Genomic DNA, 20064 nt, shown 5'->3' with positions numbered 1-20064 from the left:
TTGCTACATAAATTGTACGAAAACCATCTCCTGAAAAAAATACAACAGGAACATCAAAATCCACCTTCCTCTCTTGCAATAGTCCTGCCTGAAACAGATCTACTCCAAAAAAATAGTAGCCAAAAAACACTCCAATTCATAAACTGGTGCCAGGAGTTTGACATCAAGAAAATCTATTTTAATGTGGATATTCTGGATGAAAAAGCCGATCTCAAAAACAAGATGATTTACAGATTGGTTCAGGTCATTGAAAGAATATGCGTCAAACTGCCCCCTAAAACAGGCTATGACGTATATGGAGAAGACGGCAGTACATTACTCACAAAACCCGGAAAAAACCCCAGCATCATTTTTGTACTGGGATATGGAGGAAAAAAAGAGATTACCTCTTCTGTCAGGACAATTCTCTGTGATGTAGAAAAAGGAAACATAGAACCGGAAGATATTGATGACAATATTCTTGAATCCCATCTGACAATAGAAGGAGAACCGGATTTGATAATACGCTCGGGAGGAAGACATCTTTCAGATTTTCTTATATGGCAATCAGTCTATTCAGAACTATATTTCACAGATATTAACTGGAACCGTTTCAGAAGGATTGATTTTTTGCGTATTATCAGGGATTTTCAGAAAAGGAAACGCCGCTATGGCAAATAAGGAAGTGTTTACATGGTAGCCTATGCTGTAATAATTTGCACCAAATGCCGCTTGCAATGCCAGGTTACAGAAGACCGGGGTCAAAAAACCATAAAATGCCAGAGATGTGGTGCAACCTTGCAGTTTCGTAAATTGAGGAAATTCCACAGGACAGAAATACTCGATGAAGCAATAGCGGCACGAACAGCTCTTCAGGCACAGCTACAGGGATCCGATTCAAAAAAAGTCAGCCAGATTCTATCAGATGCAAGCATTGATCAGCTCCAGCCAAGCCCGCCTACTCAAAAAAGATCTGCAAATCCTTCTAAATATATCATAAATGCTCTTGAAAAACAGGAAAAAATTCAGATCAGACAGTTATTCCAGATGGCTGAAGAGGCAGGTTTTGAGAGAGAAAAAATCGAAAAAACTCTTGAAAACCTGAAAAATTCGGGAGACATCTACACCCCCGGTAAAGGCTATCTAAAACTTGCCTGACTTGGAACATGCGAACAGGGTGGCATAAGTTATATTTAGGGAAAATACATAATAGGGTGGTTCAGACAAACCGTTTTCGACCTGCCCTTAAATAAAAATCCTGGATGTAAGGTATCAAAATGTCCGACAATACACTTGATATAATAGAACTTTTGTTGACGGCCCAGATATACAACCAGAATCAAGTATTGGATGTCAACGACCTTCCAAAACCCATAAGGAAGCACTACTGGAAAAAAGAGGCCAAAGGAGTACCCCGACCCATTCATGTATCCCTCACTGACGTGAATAAACTGTATGGAGAAAGTGAAACTAAAAAAGTATTAAAGGGCCTTCCCTTCGTAGAAATCGATGAAGTTGGTTACAAGATCAAATTAACTTCTCTTGATATGGCCATTAGCTGGTTCGAAAAACAGGACACTTTCAGTCGTATCGAAGAAAATCCTGCACTGGCCTATTACTTTGAGAAAGCTGAAAAAGAAGGAGTCAGCTACAGTAAAACACGGGACAGCACCAAACCCAAGGAAGTAGACAGGGAATGGATAGACTCCCTCAAAGCCGAGGTAATGGAGGAAGAAGGCGGGGAAGATATGCTCAAACTGGCACAACTCCTGGCCCCGGAAGATATACAACAGGGCATGTCCGAACTAATCCTCACAAAAAAACAGAAATCCGAAGTTGACAAGATAGTCAAAGCCATCAAATTTAGGGATTACCTGAAAGAAATTGGGCTGTACGATGTGGGCAAGGTATTGCTGGTTGGTCCCCCGGGCACCGGGAAAACATCAGTTGCAAGAGCACTCTCCGAAATGTTATCCATTCCTTTTGTTGAAGTAAAATTATCCATGATTACAGACCAGTATCTTGGTGAAACAGCAAAGAACATTGACAGGGTATTTGAACTGGCAAAAAAACTCAATCCCTGCATTCTTTTTGTGGATGAATTCGACTTTATTGCAAAAACCCGGACCTCGGATGAACATGCGGCCCTGAAAAGAGCTGTCAACACACTCCTCAAGGCAATCGATGAAATAAGTCTAACAAGGGACGGAGTACTCCTGATCGCTGCTACCAACCATCCTCACATGCTGGACTCAGCTGCATGGAGAAGATTTGATGAAATACTTGAATTCCCTTTTCCGGATTATGAGATGAGGAAAAATATCCTTGACATTGTCACAAGGCATATCGAAGGGGACTTTGACACTGCAGCAATTGCCGAAATTACAGAAGGTTATAGTGGATCCGACCTGAGAGTGGTAATCCGGGAGGGCGTCCTGGATGCCCTGCTAGAGGAGCGTCGGGAACTCAGTAACAAAGACCTTCTTGATGCAGTGGAATCATTCAACAGTCGTTCACATATAAAATCCGAAAAATACCTTCAGCAGTATGACAGGGTGTCTTAAGTGAAAGTGACATTACTGGGCACAGGAGATGCTCCCGGTACACCGGTTATCGGCTGTAACTGTCCCACCTGCCAGGATGGACAAAAGGGTGGGAAAAGCAACCGTCTCAGATGTTCTATTCTTGTAGAATCAAAGACCGGTACAATTTTGCTGGACACAGGGCCCGACCTGCGCCAGCAATTGCTTGAGCACAATATAAAGCACGTGGACGGAGTGATATGGACTCACGGTCATTATGATCATTTTACCGGTTTTGGGGAATTCCACAGGGTGCAAAGGAAGGTAGATGTATACGGGCTTGCTGAAACCCTTGACTACATCCTGGAATACCTGGCTTTTTTGAAACCCAGGAGAAACAACGTAAAAATCAATGAGACCTTTGAAATTATAGGGCTTAAGGTTACTCTTTTTGAAGTCAAGCACAGGCCGGTGAGCAATCCTGTAGGCGTAATCATAGAAGAAGATGGTAAAAAAGTGGTATTCACGGGAGATTGCGAAGGGCAAATCCCTCAAAAAAGTCTTGAATTGATTGACAGTCCTGACCTTTTGATAGCCGATGCAATTGTACCGGATTCAGATGTGTTGCATATCAAAAAACATATGGATGCAAAAGATGCACTGGAACTTGCCCAAAAGATAAAGGCAAAAGAAGTCGTTTTTACCCACATGAGCCACTTCTTCAAACCCCATTCTACCGCAGCACAGAAATTCCCTATGGGATACGATGGAATGCAATTTGTGATATAACCTTCAACGATTTTTATCTTTTTTCCAGTTTTCTTCTGCTATCCGTATCGTTTCATTCAGTTTTTTACGATTACGCAGATAATTCCCAATGACCAGAAGCACGCCTACACCAAGTATTGATGTACCGATCAGCAGGTTACGGGGTGCATCTTCTGAATAATATTTGAGATAGAGAGTCTTAAACTTAATATTTTCTTGCTCTTCTTCATCGGAAGGTAAAAAACCTTTTGCCATAGAAGACAATGATGAAGAAGTATTCTGACGTAGGTTATCCCAGACAAGTACTTCCCTGCCCTGTTCATCGACATACCTGGAATCGGGTGCTGGTTCAACCTTCCCTATAAACTGGTTGCCTGTTGTATACCCTTCTGGAAGGACCACCCTTACAGTGGAAAGGTGTGATGGTACATACATAAAATCCTGCCCCATAGGCACCTCCATTGTATAGGCCACAAACCCTGTAAGACTTTGATTGAAGGAAATTACCTGTTTGGTCTGCCCGGACTCGGATTCTTCAGAAAGGGTATAGTCTATCGAATCCATTGGACCCGAGGTGGACAACTGTCTGACTGTTGCAGCTGGGTTACCGTTATATCCTCCCGGTTTGGCCACAATTACAATGTTTGAAAGTACATCGGTACCTGGATTTGTAATATCTTCCAGGGGAACTACCTCAAGACGATCTACATTCTCAAGTACATAAACCGCTTTTACAGGTGAATCGGGGAAAAGGTAGAAAGTAGTCGTATTAATTCCGCACTCACATGAAACATTAGCAATGAACGGGTCCAGTGTATACTCCGATGCATTGGCTGTTTCAGTGGTTTCATCAACAGGTATAATGTCATCGATGCAACCACTAAAATAGATGGCTGAAGTGAGAATCAGAAATAGGACTACCACTTGTTTTCGCATTATACTATCCACCGACAGATTATTTAAAAAAGTTATCGGTGTCCAAGAAAGGAAGGGATTGCCCCTTCACTCATTCTTCGACTATCGTAAGGAAAACACCCATGCTTTCAAGGGCTGCAGCAACCTCATTATAGGCTACATAGAGTTCCTTCTTCTGGGCACCCATTTCCGATACAGGAGGTTCCGAGGCAAACCAGATCTCTTTATCTGTGGTACCACGTGTTATGGATACGCAGGAAAGCATATCCGCCTGTACAAGGCGATATACAGAATTCATTCCGGTAGGAGTTAGCCAGGCAACGTAGGAAGAGCGCAGGGATTCAACGAACCTGTGCCAGTTCACGGAAGCCGAACTTTCCAGCCGCACATGCAGATGTGCTCTTTCACCGGCGAGTTGCTCATCGATTCTCTTGAGGAACTTCTGGAATTTGGGATCGTCGTCCTCAACTGTAACTGTTGCTTCAGCTGCCAGGTTCTTTGCCTCTTCCTTGAAGAAGGGAGCAAGATTGACAGCACTGGATGGTTTTGTTAACAGGGATACTCCGAAAAAGGCAACTGCACTAAGGCCCATGCCAGCAATGACACCGTGGTTCATCAGGACCGGGTGAACCGTCTGGAGATATGCAGGAGCCATTGGAGCTGTCATGTAAATATCATACACAATCAGGCTTATCTGGACGACTGCACCTACAATAAGGCCTGCCATGGCACCTTCCTTGGTAGCACGCTTCCAGTAAAGACCTCCCATCAATGGGAAGAAGTAGGAAGCACTGGCAATGTATGTGGCTATATGAATAGCTTCAAGGATACTGGTAATGAAAAACGAACCCACAGTAGCTGCAAGGACTATAAAAAGTACACTGAGCCTGTTAACCGCAAGCATCTGTTTCATGGTGGCATCCGGTTTAATGAAACGTTGATAGATATCACGGGACACACAGGATGCACCGGAAGTTGCAAAGGTATCCGTACAGGACATAGCAGCAGCAGCAAGGCCTATCGCACTCAGGGCAATAACCAGCTGGGAAAAGTTTTCAAGCACAAATACAAGCAATGCCGGTTCTGCCTGAGCCATTCCCATAGGGAAACCTGCAGCCGGTATTTCCGGGTAAATGGAACTCAGAGCGATAGCAATTACCGCACAACCCGCAAATACAATTGTTATCAAGAGGGTACCCAGAAGCATTCCATTACGTGCGGATTTAGAATCACGCGCAGCCCATACTTTCTGCCAGGGGTCCTGCTCGGTGATCCAGCCGGGAACGATTGCAAACAAAAATATCAATACCATCGGGATTCCGATAGACAGCGGGTTCCACCAGCCAGAAGAGACACTGGAGAATAATTCGCCTGTATTGGCAGGGGCATCAACAGCACCACCTGTAGCTGCTCCTACAGCAACAATTGCGATGACTATAGTGAACACAGAAAGGAAAAGGAACTGCACCACATCGGTCCAGACAACCGCACTAAGACCTCCTAAAGTAACATAAACAGAGACTGCCAGAGCAACAATCAGGGCTGCATACAGTGGATCAAAACCATAGAATATCTCAAGTACGAGAGCGAAACCTTTGATATCAGCCACTGCAAAAAGAATCATGACGATAGTAATTATAATACCTATCGGCGCCCTGATTGCCGCACTGTAACGTTGCTCAAGTAATTCTGCCTGGGTTATTGCAGGCAGATTCTTTATCTTCTTCACAAAGATAGCAATTATCAGAAGAGCAAGAATGTTGGGAGCCACAAATCCCCATATAGATCCCATTCCCTGCAGCATGAAGAATGCAATAACTGAAAGCAGGCCTCCTGCCGTCAACCAGGATGCTGCTGAGGAGAATCCTACACCGATCGTCCCGATACGTCTGCCGGCAAGCCAGAAATCGGTTACTGTGTTTTGTCTTTTGGTAAAATACCAGCCTATACCGATCAGTCCAGCTAAGTAGACTGCCAATAATATCAAGAATAATTGAGAACTTTCCATAATAATACCTCCAATCTTATGAAGATTTACTAAATAGCATCGGCTTATTGATGGTACATAGATGATTTAGTATATAAACCTTTTAAAAAAAAGCCCACTGGCGACACCCATATAAGTTCCCTTTCAAAACAAAATGTTATGAAAATAATTACCCTTACAACAGATTTCAAGGATCTCTATCCTGCCTCCATGAAAGCGGTTATCCTGAACATGTGCGAAGATCCAACATTCATCGACCTGACACATGATATAAATCAGGGAGATATATTATCTGCGGCTTTTGCCCTTTACACCACCACACACTTTTTTCCTTCAGGTACAATCCATCTGGCAGTGGTGGACCCCGGGGTCGGTACCGGCAGAAAAGCTATAATTGTACGCGCAGCAAATCAGTACTTTGTCGGACCGGATAACGGACTGCTCATCCCTGCTGCCCGACGGATTGGCGATGTTGAGGTTTTCGAGATTGGAGAAAAAGCCATGCTGGACAAAATATCCAATACATTCCATGGCAGGGACATATTCGCCCCTGCGGCCGGTTTGCTGGCATCTGGCCATGAAGCAGAGGATATAGGCCAACCCATAGAAACCTTTGAAAAACTTAATTTCGGAAAAGCCAATGCATCTGTGGACAAACTTTATGGAAAAGTCCTATACATCGACAGTTTTGGAAATGTAATAACAAATATTCCGACAAAGATGCTGGAAGACTTTGCCAGACCTGCAGAAAAGTTAGTAGTTAAGGGAAATATAGCGTCTTATTCCCTGACTTATGGCAGAGTACAAAAAAATGAATTGCTGATCCTTACAGGCAGCCACAGCTTTCTGGAAATAGCTATCAATGGTGGAAATGCTGCGCAAAGACTGGATATTACAGGTCATCCGGAAATCCGGATAGAAAAATGATCACATCCATTCGTAATGACGCAACGCCTCCAGATTGTAATCATACAGTAAGCTGTTTTCGGCATAACCGAAGAAAAGGCATTTATCGCATTCATTCACGATTTTTGTCATGGTCGCTGTACTTGCCTCCCAGGCATTTTCCACACCCTTTCTGATATCAGCAAGGGGTTGGCGATGAACCCGGCATGTTTCCACCATACCATCACAACCCACATTCAGTATAATATCAGGAGCATGGCATTTGAAAGATGGTTTTCTGTTACGTACCATTTTGAGATAGGTTAGGGAATTAATAATCGGATAGCCCTGTGATTTCATCTCTATCAGTGAATCCAGAGCTTTGCGATATGCTTCACGGTCTTTAACCTCCATGTTCTCCCATACATCATCCTTAATATTTTCAAATTCATACAGAGGTTCAAAAGAAATCCTGGCACCAATTTCTGCTGCAAAATACACAAGGTCGGTTAGTTCATCCACGTTTTTAGAGCTTATAACACAATTCAACAGAACAGGACGTTCCATTATCTCAACACTTTTTTTGATCCCGGGAAGGATGCGGGATATATCGATGCCCCTTATCTCTCTGTAACTTTCCAGCCCGTCTACCGAAATAGAAAGTAAATCAAGGTTTGAAAGATCAGGCAGGCGTTTTTCCAGAAGCAGACCATTGGTTACCAGAGAAGTCATTATGCCTTTTGAATGAGCATGTTCCAGAATAGCAGGAAGATCTTCCCGAAGGAGAGGTTCCGTTGTCCAGGCATTGTAGACACCTATACCAAAATCTGCAGCCTCATCAAGCATTTGGGCAATTTCTTCAAATGTCATCTCTGCTTTTTCTTCCTGCCAGTATTCACAGAAAGGACATTGCATATTGCAACGGGAAGTTACACCGTGTGACAGAACATAGGGACGCCTACGTATTTTCATTTGCCATATCGGATGAAGGGTAGACACAATCGAGAAACGGGACATTGACCACAACCTTGTTGGTCAATACAGATAAAGTCGACTGTTTATTTTAAAAAAGTAAAAAGATGTCCGCCGTAGCGGACAAAGTGAGGAAATTATCCAAAGAGTGCACCAAGACCGGCCATGCCGCTCTCTTCTGCCTCGTCTTCGTCCTCTTCTTCCTCAGCCTCAGCTGCCTCTTCTGTAGTTTCAGCAGGTGCTGCTGCTGGTGCTGCTGCAGGTGCTGCTGCAACTGCTGCGGTGCTCATAGCTTCTTCGATGTCTACATCTTCAAGAGCTGCAATGAGAGCTTTTGCACGTGCTTCGTCTACATCGGTACCTGCTGCCTCAAGGACAGCTTTTACTGCATCTTCAGTAACATCTTTTCCAGCGTTGTGGAGTAAAAGTGCTGCATATATATATTCCATTGTGAATCACCTGTAATTAATCTTAAATCTCATCCGAAAAGTGCTCCAAGACCGGCCATACCGTTCTCTTCTGCATCCTCTTCTTCCTCTTCTACTTCTTCCTCAGCTGCTTCTTCAGCAGGCTGTTTTTCAACTGTTGTAGCCGCACTTTGTGCTGCTGCACCCAGAACGGATTTGAGATCCTCGTCCACTGCATCTTCATTGTTTGCAGATACAGCAGATGCGAGTGAAATCATCTGGGAATGTGCTTTTCCAAGCAGGGAATCCATGATCTCTGGTTCCAGTACTGTTGCATTGATACCAAGGTTTATTGCTTGGGAAGATGCCTTGGAGATCAAAGTACTGATCGTAGCGGTTGTTGGGTATGCTACATTGACTGCCAGATTGAACGCCTGTCTGGACGCTGCGGCAATGTCGGAGAAGTATTTATCATTGTCAATTGCCAGTACATCGGGAGTATAGATCGAACCATCTTCAAAAACTGCATGAAGGTCAAGTCCCACTTCTATAGGGAATATCTCAAGCCTTGCAAGCATTGAAGCAAGCTTCTGGGATACTACATTACCTTCTTCTGTAACAACTTTGTTTTCGCTGACTACAACTTTACCGCCATCGATGGCTGCCGGGATTCCAGCACTCTGGAGGTCTCCGAGAATGGGACCCGGCGGGAAACTGGTTGGACCTTTTTCCACCTTAATATCCTGGGGAGCAATTGCACCTGCCTTTATTGGTGAAGGAGTCTTGCTCTGCTCAAGCAACTTATAGAGTTTGAAAGGATTCTCATTGGTGAAAATTAGTGCACACTGTTGATTAAGATAATCAATCATTTCAGAACAATCTTTAGAGGAGCTTTCCAGTGCCCTTCTGACAAGAGTGTTCCTGGATACTTTGAGGACTGCCACATCTTTCAGTTCACGTCTCATAGCCTGGAGTTGTTTGGCCGGGATACCTCCCACACCTACAATACCAAACAAAGGATATTTTTCGATGAGAGCCTTTATGTCCTCTATTTCCTGTTTTTTCCATTGAGGGATATGTTCACTGTGGTGAAGCTCTTCTTCCATCATATCACCCTCAAAGATTTGCCCATTGTGGTTGTAACATATATGGACTTGAGATTCTGTTTTCCTTTATCAAGTACAGACTCAATCCTGTTCACAATGTTTTCAATATTCTCTGCAATTCTTTCTGCATCCATGTCCCTTCTTCCCACTGCAACGTGGAAAGTGAGTTTATCCTTGGAACGAATGCGAATAGAATTCTTAGAGGATTTAATCATGTCCGCCACGTTTTTATCTGGCGTAAGTGGGACAGGCATCTTACCTCTGGGACCGAGAATTGCACCAAGGGTTTTACCGATAAGTGGCATGTACTGCACTTCAGCAATGAAGAAGTCACATTCATTAGCAATGGAACGTGCGCGACTTTTGTCATCTGCGAGGTCATTAATATCTTCCTCGGTGAAAACATAGTCACAGCCCGCTTCCTTTGCCTGAAGGCCTACTTCACCCTTTGCAAAAACAGCGATCTTAAGGTCCTTTCCAAGGCCATTGGGTAAATAAATTTCTTCATCTACACGATATTTGGGCTGGCTCATGTCAAGGTTTTTTAAATTGATGGCAAGATCCACACTTTCCGCAAAATTGCGCTGTGGGGATTCCTCAAATAACCTTTCGACTGTGTTTAATATAGATTCTTCTACCATACTTACCTCCCGTAGTGATCATCAGCCACAAAGGCCTCCTACGGAACGATTTATTGTCATCTATACGGGCTCACCAATATAGGACAATTATTTTTAAACCTATCGGTCAAATGAAAAGCATGGGGTTACCATGCTTCAGAGGCAAGTGCCTCATCAAATTTACCTTCATCAATTGCCTTCTGGCAATTCCGGGGATCCATTCCTTCACCGGTAACTCCCATTGGTACACATGTACCGAGAACTTCCTTGATGGCTGATTTCATTTCATAGGAAAGGAGGTCGTCCTTTTTCATACGGGCTATCTTGGCAAGCTGAGTGATACTGAGATTTCCTACAATTTCACTGCCACCTTCTTCACCTGCACCCTTGCTTATACCAGCTTCCTGAAGGACAAGGGCGGCGGTTGGAGGAGTCCCTACTTCGATCTCCACACTTTTATCATCACCCACAATGACCTTTACAGGAACCTGCATTCCATTGTAATCACTGGTCTTTTCATTTATAGTGTCAACAACTTCCTTAATGTTCACACCCAATGGCCCGAGAGCCGGACCCAATGGAGGACCCGGGTTTGCTTTACCGCCGGGAACCAATGCTTCAACAACACTTGACATTAATCATCACCTTTTAATTTTGATTGAAATAATTATTTTTAATTGGCTTTACTCCTCTTCTTTGCGGAGTATTCTCACTGTATCCCCACGAATAGTAATGGGGATAGGTACCACAGCATCGAAAAGCTCGACAGTGATTTCTTCATGTCCTTCATCAACACGCTTGACACGTGCTTTTTCTCCCTTGAAAGGACCTGAAGTAACCTCTATGATCGCGCCTTCCGTGATTCCTGTAACCGTTGGTTTGGGAGTCAGGAAATGCATGATTTCTTCCATGCTCGATTGACCCTTCACAACGGCCCTTGCGTGGGGAACCGTCTGAATAGCCTGTTCGACCTCACCTGAATTCGAAGATTCCGCAAGTACATAACCCTTAAGCTCATCCGGTGCAAGAAGGGCCCGTATATCCAGATTCTCCTTTTTGGCCACTTTGGCCAGCATTCCGGCAACTGAGCGTTCCTGATTTGCAGTCGTCTTTATCACGAATATAGCGCTATCTTCACTCATAGAGTTACACCCATGTCGGCAATTCGGTCAGCAATATATAGACCACAAAGCCAACAAAGCCGATTGCTACAATCCCTGCACCTGCAACTTTTGAGATCATGAGGAACTCTTCCCGGGCAGGCTTTCTGGAAAGTTTCAGCACCCTGTAATAGGACTTCAGGATCTGGCTGACACTGCGATTGTTCATTGCTGATTTTAATATGTTCTCTGCCAAAATATCCACAACCGATAAACGTTGAATAATTGGTATGAAAGTAGTTAAAGTAAAATTATGCTATAAAACTATAGCGCCACTCACATAACCTTATATGCAAAATATCTTTCGACTGGAGGAATATGATATCCAAAATAGAAAATGCAGGAAATCATCCCACAAAGTCTATTCCATATCTCCTTGTAACGTTCTTTGCTCCGCCCGGGCCATATATTTGCGGTGATTTGACACCAGTCACAACTATCATTGTGCGCACTGTGTGTTCCAGATCCGGATCGACCTGTGCACCCCATATGAGTCTTGCACCAGGGTCTATCCTGCTATAGACTTCCTGAACTACTCCTTCTGCTTCTGAAACAGTCATGTCCTGACCACCGACAACATTAACAAGTGCAGAGGTTGCACCGGAGATATCCACGTCAAGAAGTGGACTGCGTAATGCTTTCTGTACGGATTCACTGGCCTTACTATCACCATCAGCCTCTCCCAGACCGATCATGGCAACGCCACCGTTCTGCATGACGGTACGTACATCGGCAAAGTCAAGGTTAACAAGACCGGGTTTGGTTATCAGTTCGGTAATTCCCTTTACAGCCCTCATTAACACTTCATCCGAAACCTTGAATGCGGCCTGCAAAGGCAAACGTGGCACTACTTCCAGAAGTTTGTCATTGGGTACTACAATTACAGTATCGGCAACATCCCTGAGTCTTTCCAGTCCTGCTTCAGCATTGGTACGGCGCACCTCTCCCTCTACTGCAAAAGGCAGAGTTACAACAGCAATGGTAAGAGCACCTGCATCCCTGGCAGCCTCTGCTACCACAGCTGCGGAACCGGTCCCGGTACCTCCACCAAGCCCTGCTGTGATGAATACCATGTCGGTACCCTCGACCACTTCAGTGAGTTCATCAATACTTTCAAGTGCAGCATCCTCTCCAATTTGAGGGAGACTGCCGGCACCCAGACCACGGGTCTTTTTCTTGCCGATCAGTATCTTATTATCACAACTAACATCCAAGAGGTGTTGAGCATCAGTATTGAGGGCTACAAGTTGTGCTCCCTTAATTCCCTCATTCGTCATCCTCTGGACGCTGTTCGAACCTCCTCCGCCACATCCAATAACTTTAATATTGGTATGCATACCTTTCAAAACTGCTTCTATCTCCGCATTGACATCCTTCGGTTCCGATGCTTCGGCACTTACTTGTCTTTCTTCTGCTGAGCGAGCTAATGCCTCTTCAACAATGGATTTCATACTCAATTTCCTCCACGAGCACAAAGATAATCATGAATTCAACGAATCATATTTTTCAGGACAAGATCTTTTGTAATTGTCTCATGAACCATATCCGGATGGATAATATTTCCATCAACCTCAACAGGAATTCCCCTGGCAAGTTTACCAAACAGAGGTCCTCCGGGAACGCCTATACTCTCCGCTTTTATCGGATTGAATTTCCGGTAGGTAAGATACAATAGATTGTCCTCTCTAATATACTCAATTTCATAATGTTCTTTTAGTATTTTAATGCATTCATCTATAATCTGAGTCTGCAAGTCTTCTGCATCTTTCTTTTCAAATAACAGGAAAGAACCTCTATACGTTCCGTTGTCCCTCTGCAGATATACAAGCGGAAATTTCTGCAGCATATTCAGGAAACTGTCCGGGTTACTCTTCCAGGTATAGTGGACAAGTCTTTCATCTATGACCAATTCAACTGGATCCGGGACTACATCGGGTGAAGAATTTTCCAGATCATTTCTGAGAACATCTGTAAATAACGGTGGTGTAGTGGGCTCTATGCCCCTGGATCTTATCAGGATATTCTTGAAAATAGCCCAGGGGATATTTCCAATCTGCTGAATATCACTCTCCCTCAAAACCAGCAGCCCATTTTGCCGGGTAAGGTCATGCAGATGCTCTTTGTCAGAAGAAGAAATGGCTTTCCTGTCCATATAAACAAAATCCGCACCCGACTTACCCACTGCCTGGCTAAAAAGAGATTCATCAACAAATTCCAGCTGGTAGGAAGGAATATTATGGCCAAAGGTCACATTATTGCTAAGAACAATCTCAGATTGTCTGGCTGCATAATGCCCACCCCCAAATCCCAGAGCTATTGGCAATTTCCGGGAATTGAAGGTAAGTATGGCCCGGGCAAGTACTTCTGCGGCCCCTTTATCATCCCACTGCGCGGGACCACTGCCAATCTCTGCATAGATGGAAGGAACTTGCAGGTCTGTAGGCCCGTGATGTGTGGATTCCATAGACACATCATAATCCATACCTGCAGAATAGGACTGTATCTGCATCAGTAAAGGTTTCAGGGCAGAGGAATAAGCAATTGAAAGTTTTCCGGGATAGCCACCGAATTTTGCCTCCGAAGGATTGCCTGTAAAGTGGGCGGTAAGAAGTTTACGGCCATCATCACTTTTATGTTTGGAAGCAAAAATGAAACATGAAGGAAGAAATCCAAGTTGGCCCAGTTTTTGGTCCAGTCCATCCTGAAAGATATGGTGGATGGAAACTTCCACAAGCAGGAACTTTCCGGATTCATATATGCTGGTTATATCCTCATAAAGAGGCTCAAAGGATTGCTTTTCCCATTCCTCCATTTCCAGAAGGCGGGACATTATGTTCATACTCGCAGCATCCATACTGGAGCATACAATAGTTGGTTTTGAAGTTGATATTTGTGACATGATAACAGACCGGTTATAATTTATTTAGAAGCCATCTTTATACCTTACCCTTTTGCCTGACAGATCTTTTTCAGGTCAAACACCCATCTGCTGACACCACGTGCTACATTGCCGCATCTTCGCACACCAATTATTTCGTAACCTGCATCCTGAAAGGCTTGTTTTGATTTTTCGATATCTTCGGCTACCTTAAAAGTATAGAAATGCATCACACCTCCTTTTTTCAAAAGGGGAGAGAGTAAAGAAAAGAAATGATCCTGCCCATAAGGAGTAGGAACTATGAGCCTGTCAAACTTCATGTCAAGAATAACCGGAATATCCCGGGCATCTGCATTTATGGGATAGATATTTCCCTTAAAGTTATTCAACCGTATATTCTCGGCCAGCCAGTGACATGCATGCCGGTTCTTTTCGATACAAAAAACACGTACATCCCTTATAGCAGCAGGGATTGCAAACGGACCCACCCCACAAAAGGGAACCAGTACATCTTCCCCGGGAAGAACCAGGGATGTTACCCTGTGCCTTTCATAACCCAGCCGGGGATTGAAAAATACTTCCGAGAGATCCAAAAGATAGCGATATTTGAATTCGCCGTGTGTGGTTACAGTACTGCCACCCAGCAAACTTTCAAAATCTGAAACACGATGATCGCCTTTGACCCGACTTACTTTGTTAAGTACAGTCCGGATATTGCCCCTCATGGATACAATTTTTGTTGCAATCATTTCAGAATAATCCCGCAGCTCAGGAGGAATACTGACAATTGCAATGTCACCCACCACATCAAATCGATTAGGGATATATTCTATAAGGTCTGCAGGAACTTCCGTTTCCACGAAGTTTTTTAGGCTGTTTTGTCTCATCTTTTACCTTGCTGAATTATTACACAATGATTACTTATTTAAATTAATTAATTCAATATTGCCAGAAGGAGTGGATTTAATATGCCAGTTGCAAAATACAAAGGAGTCGTACTTGCAGATAGTAATGCTACCGAGAGAGTGGAAGGAAATCATTATTTCCCACCGGAATCGGTCAATATGGAATATTTCAGAGACAGCGATACAGTAACTGTCTGCCCTTGGAAAGGCAAGGCCAGTTATTATGATATTGTTCTCGAAGACAGCACACTGAAGGACGGTGCGTGGAATTACCCGCAACCAAAACCTGCAGCATCAAACATTAAAGGATACCTGGCCTTTGATACAAGAGGCGGAGTGGAAATTACCGACTGATTCAAGCATTTTACCCTCCCTGATGATGAAATTTTAACCTTAGATTTGTTTAGAAGGATTTCAGGGATCGGATGTGCATGAATTCGTAAAAGCCAAAATCAGACAGCTCCCTGCCGACCCCGCTTTGCTTCATACCCCCAAAGGGCATGCATGCTTCCGGATTGAAGAAACCGTTTATCCCGACAACTCCTGCCTGAATCCTTTTTCCGATTTCCAGCAGGCGATCTGAATCACCACCCCAGATACTTGCACCCAGCCCATAGGGAGTGGCGTTTGCAACCTTTATCGCTTCAGCTTCATCTTTCACGGAGATCAGAGGAGCAACAGGGCCGAACGTTTCCTGACGCATTACATCCATATTAGCAGTTATTCCGGAAAGCACAACCGGTGAATAGAAAAATCCCGCACCTTCAACCAGTCCACCGTCAAGTTCAACCTTTGCGCCTTTTTCAATGGAGTCTGCCACCTGAGAACCCAATCTGTGCATTTCTTCTGCCCGGACAAGTGGACCTATATCTGTATCCTCTTCCAGCGGATCACCTATCTTCATACTACGCGTTTGCTCAATGAAGTGTCTTTTAAATTCCTCCATCAAAGACTCTTCCACTACAAAACGCTTGGCAGCAATACAGGTTTGACCGGCATTGATAAATCTCGCAGCAACCGCTGCCTTTGCAGCCTTCTGTACGTCAGCTCCTTCAAGGACAACGAAAGGATCACTACCTCCGAGTTCAAGCACGTATTTCTTCAGGGATGAAGCCGCCTCCACAGCCACCCGGCGTCCGGCTTCAGTTCCACCCGTAAAGGACACAGCGGCAATTTTGTCGGAGGAGATCAGGGATGAAGCTGTCTTGCCATCAATCAGGAGAGTTTGGAATACACCATCCGGCAATCCGGCCTGCTGCATTATTTCTTCGATTTTCAGGGCACATGCCGGTACTCTGGATGAATGTTTGAGCAGGATGGTATTACCACCGGCCAGAATATGGGAAGCCGCACTGAGCACCTGCCAGAAAGGAAAATTCCAGGGTTTTATGCACAGAACCGGACCCATCGGTTCAAAGAATACACTGGAATAGGTTGCATCGGTATCTTCCACACGTGACTCCATCAGGGAAGGTGTCCTGTCAGCATAGTAATCAAATGTCCGGGCACATTTTTCAATCTCGCCCAATGACTGTTTGATGGGTTTTCCCATCTCCCGGGTGATCAGCTGTGCACATTCCTGCTTGCGCCGGCGCAGCACCTTCGCAACCTGCCGCAGATAATCACACCGCCCATAGACATCAAGGGATTTCCACTCCAGAAATGCCTGATATGAGTTTTCAAGGCTGTCCCGGACATCTTTTGACCTGTACATCGGGAAGGATTCTACCAGCTCCCCGGTTGATGGATTGATTGATTCCATGGATGGCATGCAGAAAAGTATGTATTTGCAATATAAGGAACTTTGCCAACCTTTAGTTCTTCTTGTTATTTATGTCACAATATCTTCTGCTGGCTTCCGAACCCAGACTGCGCCGGTAATCCGATCGAATCTGCTTTCTGGAAGTCCTGACCATCAATTCTTCCACTTCCTCTTCAGAAAGGCATTCTTCGGTATCATTGTTGTGAGTTGGTGCATCGGACATGATTGTTTCGATTTGATCCTGTGAAATATTATAGTTTTTGGAGGAACTTTGATAAAATATAATAACTGTATATGGTTACAATACCTATAAATCCTTCCACATCCCATCCAAATAACTATGCAGCAGTTACTCGACACGGCTGAAAAGATCCGTACAATGGAGATTCGCGGGGCAGGCAGGATTGCCGCTGCAGCTGCTAAGGCACTGCGGGATTATGTGGAAACACTGGAAACTTCGTCCTTTGAAGAATTTGTAGCGAAAGTAGAAAAAGCCAAATCCGTTCTTATTGAAACCCGACCCACAGCTGTCTCCCTGCCCAATGCGGTAATGCTGGCGGGCAGTTATAATGCAGAAACTGTGGAAGAAGCACGCAGCCAGATCCTGGATAACGCCACAGAATTTATCCGAAACGCCGACACAGCCCTTGATAGCATAGGGGAGATCGGTGCTAAACGCCTCCGTGACGGGGATACAGTCATGACCCATTGTAATTCCCACGCAGCCCTTGCAATCATAAAAACCGCACACAACCAGGGAAAAAGAATAAAAGTTTATGCAACCGAGTCCCGCCCTCGCAGACAGGGATTCATCACAATAAAAGAGCTCAGTGACGCCGGAATAGACACAACCCTCATCGTAGATTCCGCAGTGCGATATACAATGAAAAATGTGGACACTGTCATTGTGGGTGCAGATTCAATTACCGTAAATGGTGCTCTTGTTAATAAGATAGGTACATCACAGCTGGCCCTGGCAGCCCATGAAGCCCGTGTAAACTTCATATCCGCAGCCGAGACCTACAAATTCAGCCCCTCTACCCTTTTTGGCGACCTGGTGGAAATCGAGGAACGCGACCCTGAAGAAGTCATTTCCAAAGACAAACTTGGTGATATGCCAGATGTAAAAATAAGCAACCCTGCCTTTGATGTCACACCATCAGAATACATTGACCTGATCGTGACCGAAGCGGGAGCATTCCCCCCACAGATGGCTTATGTGATAATAAAAGAACACCTGGGCTGGAAACTGGATAAAATAGGATGAATCAATCCAGTTTTCCCACAGCCGCCAGGTACACCACGAAATGTTTGTCCCCGTCAAGACCAAGCAGGGAATTCAGTTCATCATCCTTAAAAGCTGCAACTGCACAAACACCACAATTTACCGTCTGCGATGCAAGATAGAGATTCTGGCAGACATGTCCCGCATCCAGATGCAAATAACGGTAACCCCTCTCACCATATCGCCAGGTCATCCTTTCAGAAATAGCAACCCATATGAAAACAGCCCCACAGTTACGCACGAAAGGCTGGTCCAGACAGGCACGGGCCACCTTTGCCATAATGTCCTCATCCTGTTGTTCCTCAACAATCGAATGTTCCAGGGCAAGATAGCGGTACAGACCCTGCTCCAACCCTTCCACATTACCAATCGAAAGATAGGTTTCAAAAGCATGTCTTGCGCCCGCTGAAGGAACGGTACGGAAAGTGGCCACATCATTTACTGCTTTTTTTATCCCCTGAGTGGCCCAAAGCAACCAGGCAAGATCCTGCAGGGAAATGGAAGAATCTGTGAAATTCCTTACACTGCGACGGGTTTCAATTGCCCTTTTGAGATTAACTGAATCCGTTTCCAAACCGCCAATTTCGGGAAAGGATATCAGGGACTTGTCTGCACCTGGTGCTATTTCGAGAGGCGGAGGGGAATGGCCCAGCATCTGAGGAGAGGGGTCCAATTCACCAAATTTGGTTGCATCCATGAAATTCCTGCCTACTCCTGTCATCCAATACACCTTCAATACGCAAGTTTTCCAAAGGGAGATTTTTCATAGTAACTCACAAAACTCTCGGCAATATTATCATTCTGTACTTTCGAGCCAAATAACAGGTTTGTGATAGAGGGTTTGTTCACATAGTAGATAGTGGGTTCTCCTTCAATTCCCCCCATATCAGCAGCCCTATCGATAGCATCATAGAAATTGCCGTACTCATCGATAAGCCCTATACGTTTGGCAGAGACACCCGTATAGATGCGCCCGTCCGCTATATCCTTCACTTCACTGACCGTCATGTTGCGCCCCTGGGCCACATCCTGTACGAAAAGATTGTAACTTTCCCTTATTACACGGTCTGCATATTCTTTTTCTTCATCGGTAAGACCGCGCCATGTTCCGCCCATATCCTTGAACTCACCTGATTTGGCAATATAGAAATCAATACCTTCTTCCTCGTAGTAAGCAGACATGTTACGGAAGGTCCATATTACCCCTATACTGCCGGTCATAGTATTTCGATTTGCAACTATCAAATCGGTACTGGAAGCCACATGATAGGCAGCACTGGCAGCCACATCTCCCATGGATGTTACAACCGGCACACCTGCCTGTTGGGCTTTTCTTATCTCCGTATTGATTTCTTCAGAGGCTGAGCCGGAACCACCACCACTGTTGATCCGCAACACAATGGCTTTTACACTATTGTCATCAACTGCCTTACGTATACTTGCACAAATATTCTCGGATGTAGCATACCCCAGTCCTGAAGGGACACTACCGGTCAGCATTGTACCCTGGATATAGATTACAGCCACCCTATTATTGTCGGGATAAAAATCCCCTCCGGCTGAATAATATATTATTGCAAAACTCGAACCGATTATCAAAAACAGGACCGCAATAAGGGCGGCATACTTACCAAAGTTACTTTTTTTTTCAGGCGGTGTATGGGGAACATCCATCCGGCCTTTGCCAGGTTCATCAGGAGGGGACAAAAGAGGCGATCCGGATACGGGCTGTTCCTGCACAGGCTCTTCATACGGATCATCTTCTAATTCCGTATAAAATGATTTATCACTGCCTGCAAGAAACCGCTCATTGCCCGATAAACTTTCGCCCTCTTCATTATTGGTGGGATCGTTTTCGTTCATTGTATTCCTCGATATAAAAGCAAATATTCTCCTGAATATTCAAATACCTT

At 44.6% G+C, this 20064-nt stretch carries 23 protein-coding genes; 7 read left to right on the top strand and 16 right to left on the bottom strand.

Annotated elements, in window-relative coordinates:
- From CI957_RS07565 to CI957_RS07550, 4 genes are all read left to right on the top strand, one after another.
- A complete protein-coding gene (locus CI957_RS07565) occupies nucleotides 1-660 on the top strand; it encodes an undecaprenyl diphosphate synthase family protein (RefSeq protein ID WP_164909058.1) in 660 nt (219 codons plus the stop codon).
- Nucleotides 661-672: 12 nt separating this feature from the next.
- The gene (locus CI957_RS07560) at nucleotides 673-1137 is read left to right on the top strand and encodes a DUF5817 domain-containing protein (protein WP_105460496.1); all 465 of its coding nucleotides are present in this window, start codon (nucleotides 673-675) and stop codon (nucleotides 1135-1137) included.
- 119 nt (nucleotides 1138-1256) lie between these two features.
- Nucleotides 1257-2543 (top strand): ATP-binding protein, encoded by a 1287-nt coding sequence (locus tag CI957_RS07555; RefSeq protein WP_096712572.1) that lies wholly within the window; start codon nucleotides 1257-1259, stop codon nucleotides 2541-2543.
- Nucleotides 2544-3290: an MBL fold metallo-hydrolase gene (locus CI957_RS07550; protein WP_096712571.1), complete on the top strand. Its 747-nt coding sequence runs from the start codon at nucleotides 2544-2546 to the stop codon at nucleotides 3288-3290.
- A 3-nt stretch (nucleotides 3291-3293) separates the two neighbouring features.
- On the opposite strand, the gene CI957_RS07545 is transcribed toward CI957_RS07550, so the two are convergent.
- Both CI957_RS07545 and CI957_RS07540 read right to left on the bottom strand, forming a co-directional pair.
- Nucleotides 3294-4205: a DUF5803 family protein gene (locus CI957_RS07545; protein ID WP_096712570.1), complete on the bottom strand. Its 912-nt coding sequence runs from the start codon at nucleotides 4203-4205 to the stop codon at nucleotides 3294-3296.
- 70 nt (nucleotides 4206-4275) lie between these two features.
- Nucleotides 4276-6192 (bottom strand): sodium:solute symporter, encoded by a 1917-nt coding sequence (locus tag CI957_RS07540; protein ID WP_128754597.1) that lies wholly within the window; start codon nucleotides 6190-6192, stop codon nucleotides 4276-4278.
- 138 nt (nucleotides 6193-6330) lie between these two features.
- Here CI957_RS07540 and CI957_RS07535 point away from each other — a divergent pair, with 138 nt between their 5' ends.
- Nucleotides 6331-7098, top strand: coding sequence for an S-adenosyl-l-methionine hydroxide adenosyltransferase family protein (locus CI957_RS07535; RefSeq protein WP_096712568.1), 768 nt, complete (start codon nucleotides 6331-6333; stop codon nucleotides 7096-7098).
- On the opposite strand, the gene CI957_RS07530 is transcribed toward CI957_RS07535, so the two are convergent.
- The 10 genes from CI957_RS07530 to CI957_RS07485 form a co-directional block, all read right to left on the bottom strand.
- On the bottom strand, nucleotides 7099-8028 hold the full coding sequence (locus CI957_RS07530) for a radical SAM protein (protein WP_241645997.1): 930 nt from the start codon (nucleotides 8026-8028) through the stop codon (nucleotides 7099-7101).
- Between the two features lie 137 nt (nucleotides 8029-8165).
- On the bottom strand, nucleotides 8166-8477 hold the full coding sequence (gene rpl12p, locus CI957_RS07525; protein WP_096712566.1) for a 50S ribosomal protein P1: 312 nt from the start codon (nucleotides 8475-8477) through the stop codon (nucleotides 8166-8168).
- A gap of 29 nt (nucleotides 8478-8506) precedes the next feature.
- Nucleotides 8507-9541, bottom strand: a complete 1035-nt coding sequence (locus CI957_RS07520; RefSeq protein WP_128754600.1) for a 50S ribosomal protein L10 — start codon at nucleotides 9539-9541, stop codon at nucleotides 8507-8509.
- Nucleotides 9541-10182 carry a 50S ribosomal protein L1 gene (locus CI957_RS07515; RefSeq protein ID WP_128754596.1) on the bottom strand — a complete coding sequence of 214 codons (642 nt, stop codon included), beginning with the start codon at nucleotides 10180-10182 and terminating at the stop codon, nucleotides 9541-9543. The genes CI957_RS07520 and CI957_RS07515 overlap by 1 nt, the downstream gene beginning before the upstream one ends.
- Before the next feature lie 125 nt (nucleotides 10183-10307).
- Nucleotides 10308-10796 (bottom strand): 50S ribosomal protein L11, encoded by a 489-nt coding sequence (locus CI957_RS07510; protein ID WP_096712563.1) that lies wholly within the window; start codon nucleotides 10794-10796, stop codon nucleotides 10308-10310.
- Nucleotides 10797-10844: 48 nt separating this feature from the next.
- Nucleotides 10845-11303 carry a transcription elongation factor Spt5 gene (locus CI957_RS07505; protein WP_072358591.1) on the bottom strand — a complete coding sequence of 153 codons (459 nt, stop codon included), beginning with the start codon at nucleotides 11301-11303 and terminating at the stop codon, nucleotides 10845-10847.
- A 4-nt stretch (nucleotides 11304-11307) separates the two neighbouring features.
- Nucleotides 11308-11505 carry a protein translocase SEC61 complex subunit gamma gene (locus CI957_RS07500; protein ID WP_370448644.1) on the bottom strand — a complete coding sequence of 66 codons (198 nt, stop codon included), beginning with the start codon at nucleotides 11503-11505 and terminating at the stop codon, nucleotides 11308-11310.
- A 163-nt stretch (nucleotides 11506-11668) separates the two neighbouring features.
- Nucleotides 11669-12772 (bottom strand): cell division protein FtsZ, encoded by a 1104-nt coding sequence (gene ftsZ, locus CI957_RS07495; protein ID WP_096712561.1) that lies wholly within the window; start codon nucleotides 12770-12772, stop codon nucleotides 11669-11671.
- A 38-nt stretch (nucleotides 12773-12810) separates the two neighbouring features.
- Complete coding sequence (locus tag CI957_RS07490) at nucleotides 12811-14220, bottom strand: D-aminoacyl-tRNA deacylase (RefSeq protein WP_128754595.1); 1410 nt, start codon at nucleotides 14218-14220, stop codon at nucleotides 12811-12813.
- Nucleotides 14221-14264: 44 nt separating this feature from the next.
- Nucleotides 14265-15086 (bottom strand): class I SAM-dependent methyltransferase family protein, encoded by an 822-nt coding sequence (locus CI957_RS07485; protein WP_128754594.1) that lies wholly within the window; start codon nucleotides 15084-15086, stop codon nucleotides 14265-14267.
- Between the two features lie 81 nt (nucleotides 15087-15167).
- Between CI957_RS07485 and CI957_RS07480 the strand changes: the two genes are divergently transcribed.
- Nucleotides 15168-15458, top strand: coding sequence for a DUF427 domain-containing protein (locus CI957_RS07480; RefSeq protein ID WP_096712558.1), 291 nt, complete (start codon nucleotides 15168-15170; stop codon nucleotides 15456-15458).
- Between the two features lie 49 nt (nucleotides 15459-15507).
- Here the strand turns inward: CI957_RS07480 and CI957_RS07475 are convergent, their stop codons facing one another.
- Both CI957_RS07475 and CI957_RS10655 read right to left on the bottom strand, forming a co-directional pair.
- A complete protein-coding gene (locus CI957_RS07475) occupies nucleotides 15508-16866 on the bottom strand; it encodes an aldehyde dehydrogenase family protein (RefSeq protein ID WP_342764920.1) in 1359 nt (452 codons plus the stop codon).
- A gap of 52 nt (nucleotides 16867-16918) precedes the next feature.
- Nucleotides 16919-17089, bottom strand: a complete 171-nt coding sequence (locus CI957_RS10655) for a hypothetical protein (RefSeq protein ID WP_164909057.1) — start codon at nucleotides 17087-17089, stop codon at nucleotides 16919-16921.
- Between the two features lie 117 nt (nucleotides 17090-17206).
- Between CI957_RS10655 and CI957_RS07470 the strand changes: the two genes are divergently transcribed.
- On the top strand, nucleotides 17207-18133 hold the full coding sequence (locus CI957_RS07470) for a ribose 1,5-bisphosphate isomerase (RefSeq protein WP_096712556.1): 927 nt from the start codon (nucleotides 17207-17209) through the stop codon (nucleotides 18131-18133).
- 1 nt (nucleotide 18134) lies between these two features.
- Here CI957_RS07470 and CI957_RS07465 read toward each other — a convergent pair whose 3' ends face one another.
- Complete coding sequence (locus CI957_RS07465) at nucleotides 18135-18872, bottom strand: SagB/ThcOx family dehydrogenase (protein WP_096712555.1); 738 nt, start codon at nucleotides 18870-18872, stop codon at nucleotides 18135-18137.
- Between the two features lie 11 nt (nucleotides 18873-18883).
- The gene (gene sppA / locus CI957_RS07460; RefSeq protein WP_128754592.1) at nucleotides 18884-20014 is read right to left on the bottom strand and encodes a signal peptide peptidase SppA; all 1131 of its coding nucleotides are present in this window, start codon (nucleotides 20012-20014) and stop codon (nucleotides 18884-18886) included.
- Nucleotides 20015-20064 lie beyond the last annotated feature (50 nt).

Source organism: Methanohalophilus sp. WG1-DM (assembly GCF_004104135.1).
GTDB lineage: Archaea > Halobacteriota > Methanosarcinia > Methanosarcinales > Methanosarcinaceae > Methanohalophilus > Methanohalophilus euhalobius.
This window is presented reverse-complemented; position numbering and strand designations above follow the sequence as displayed.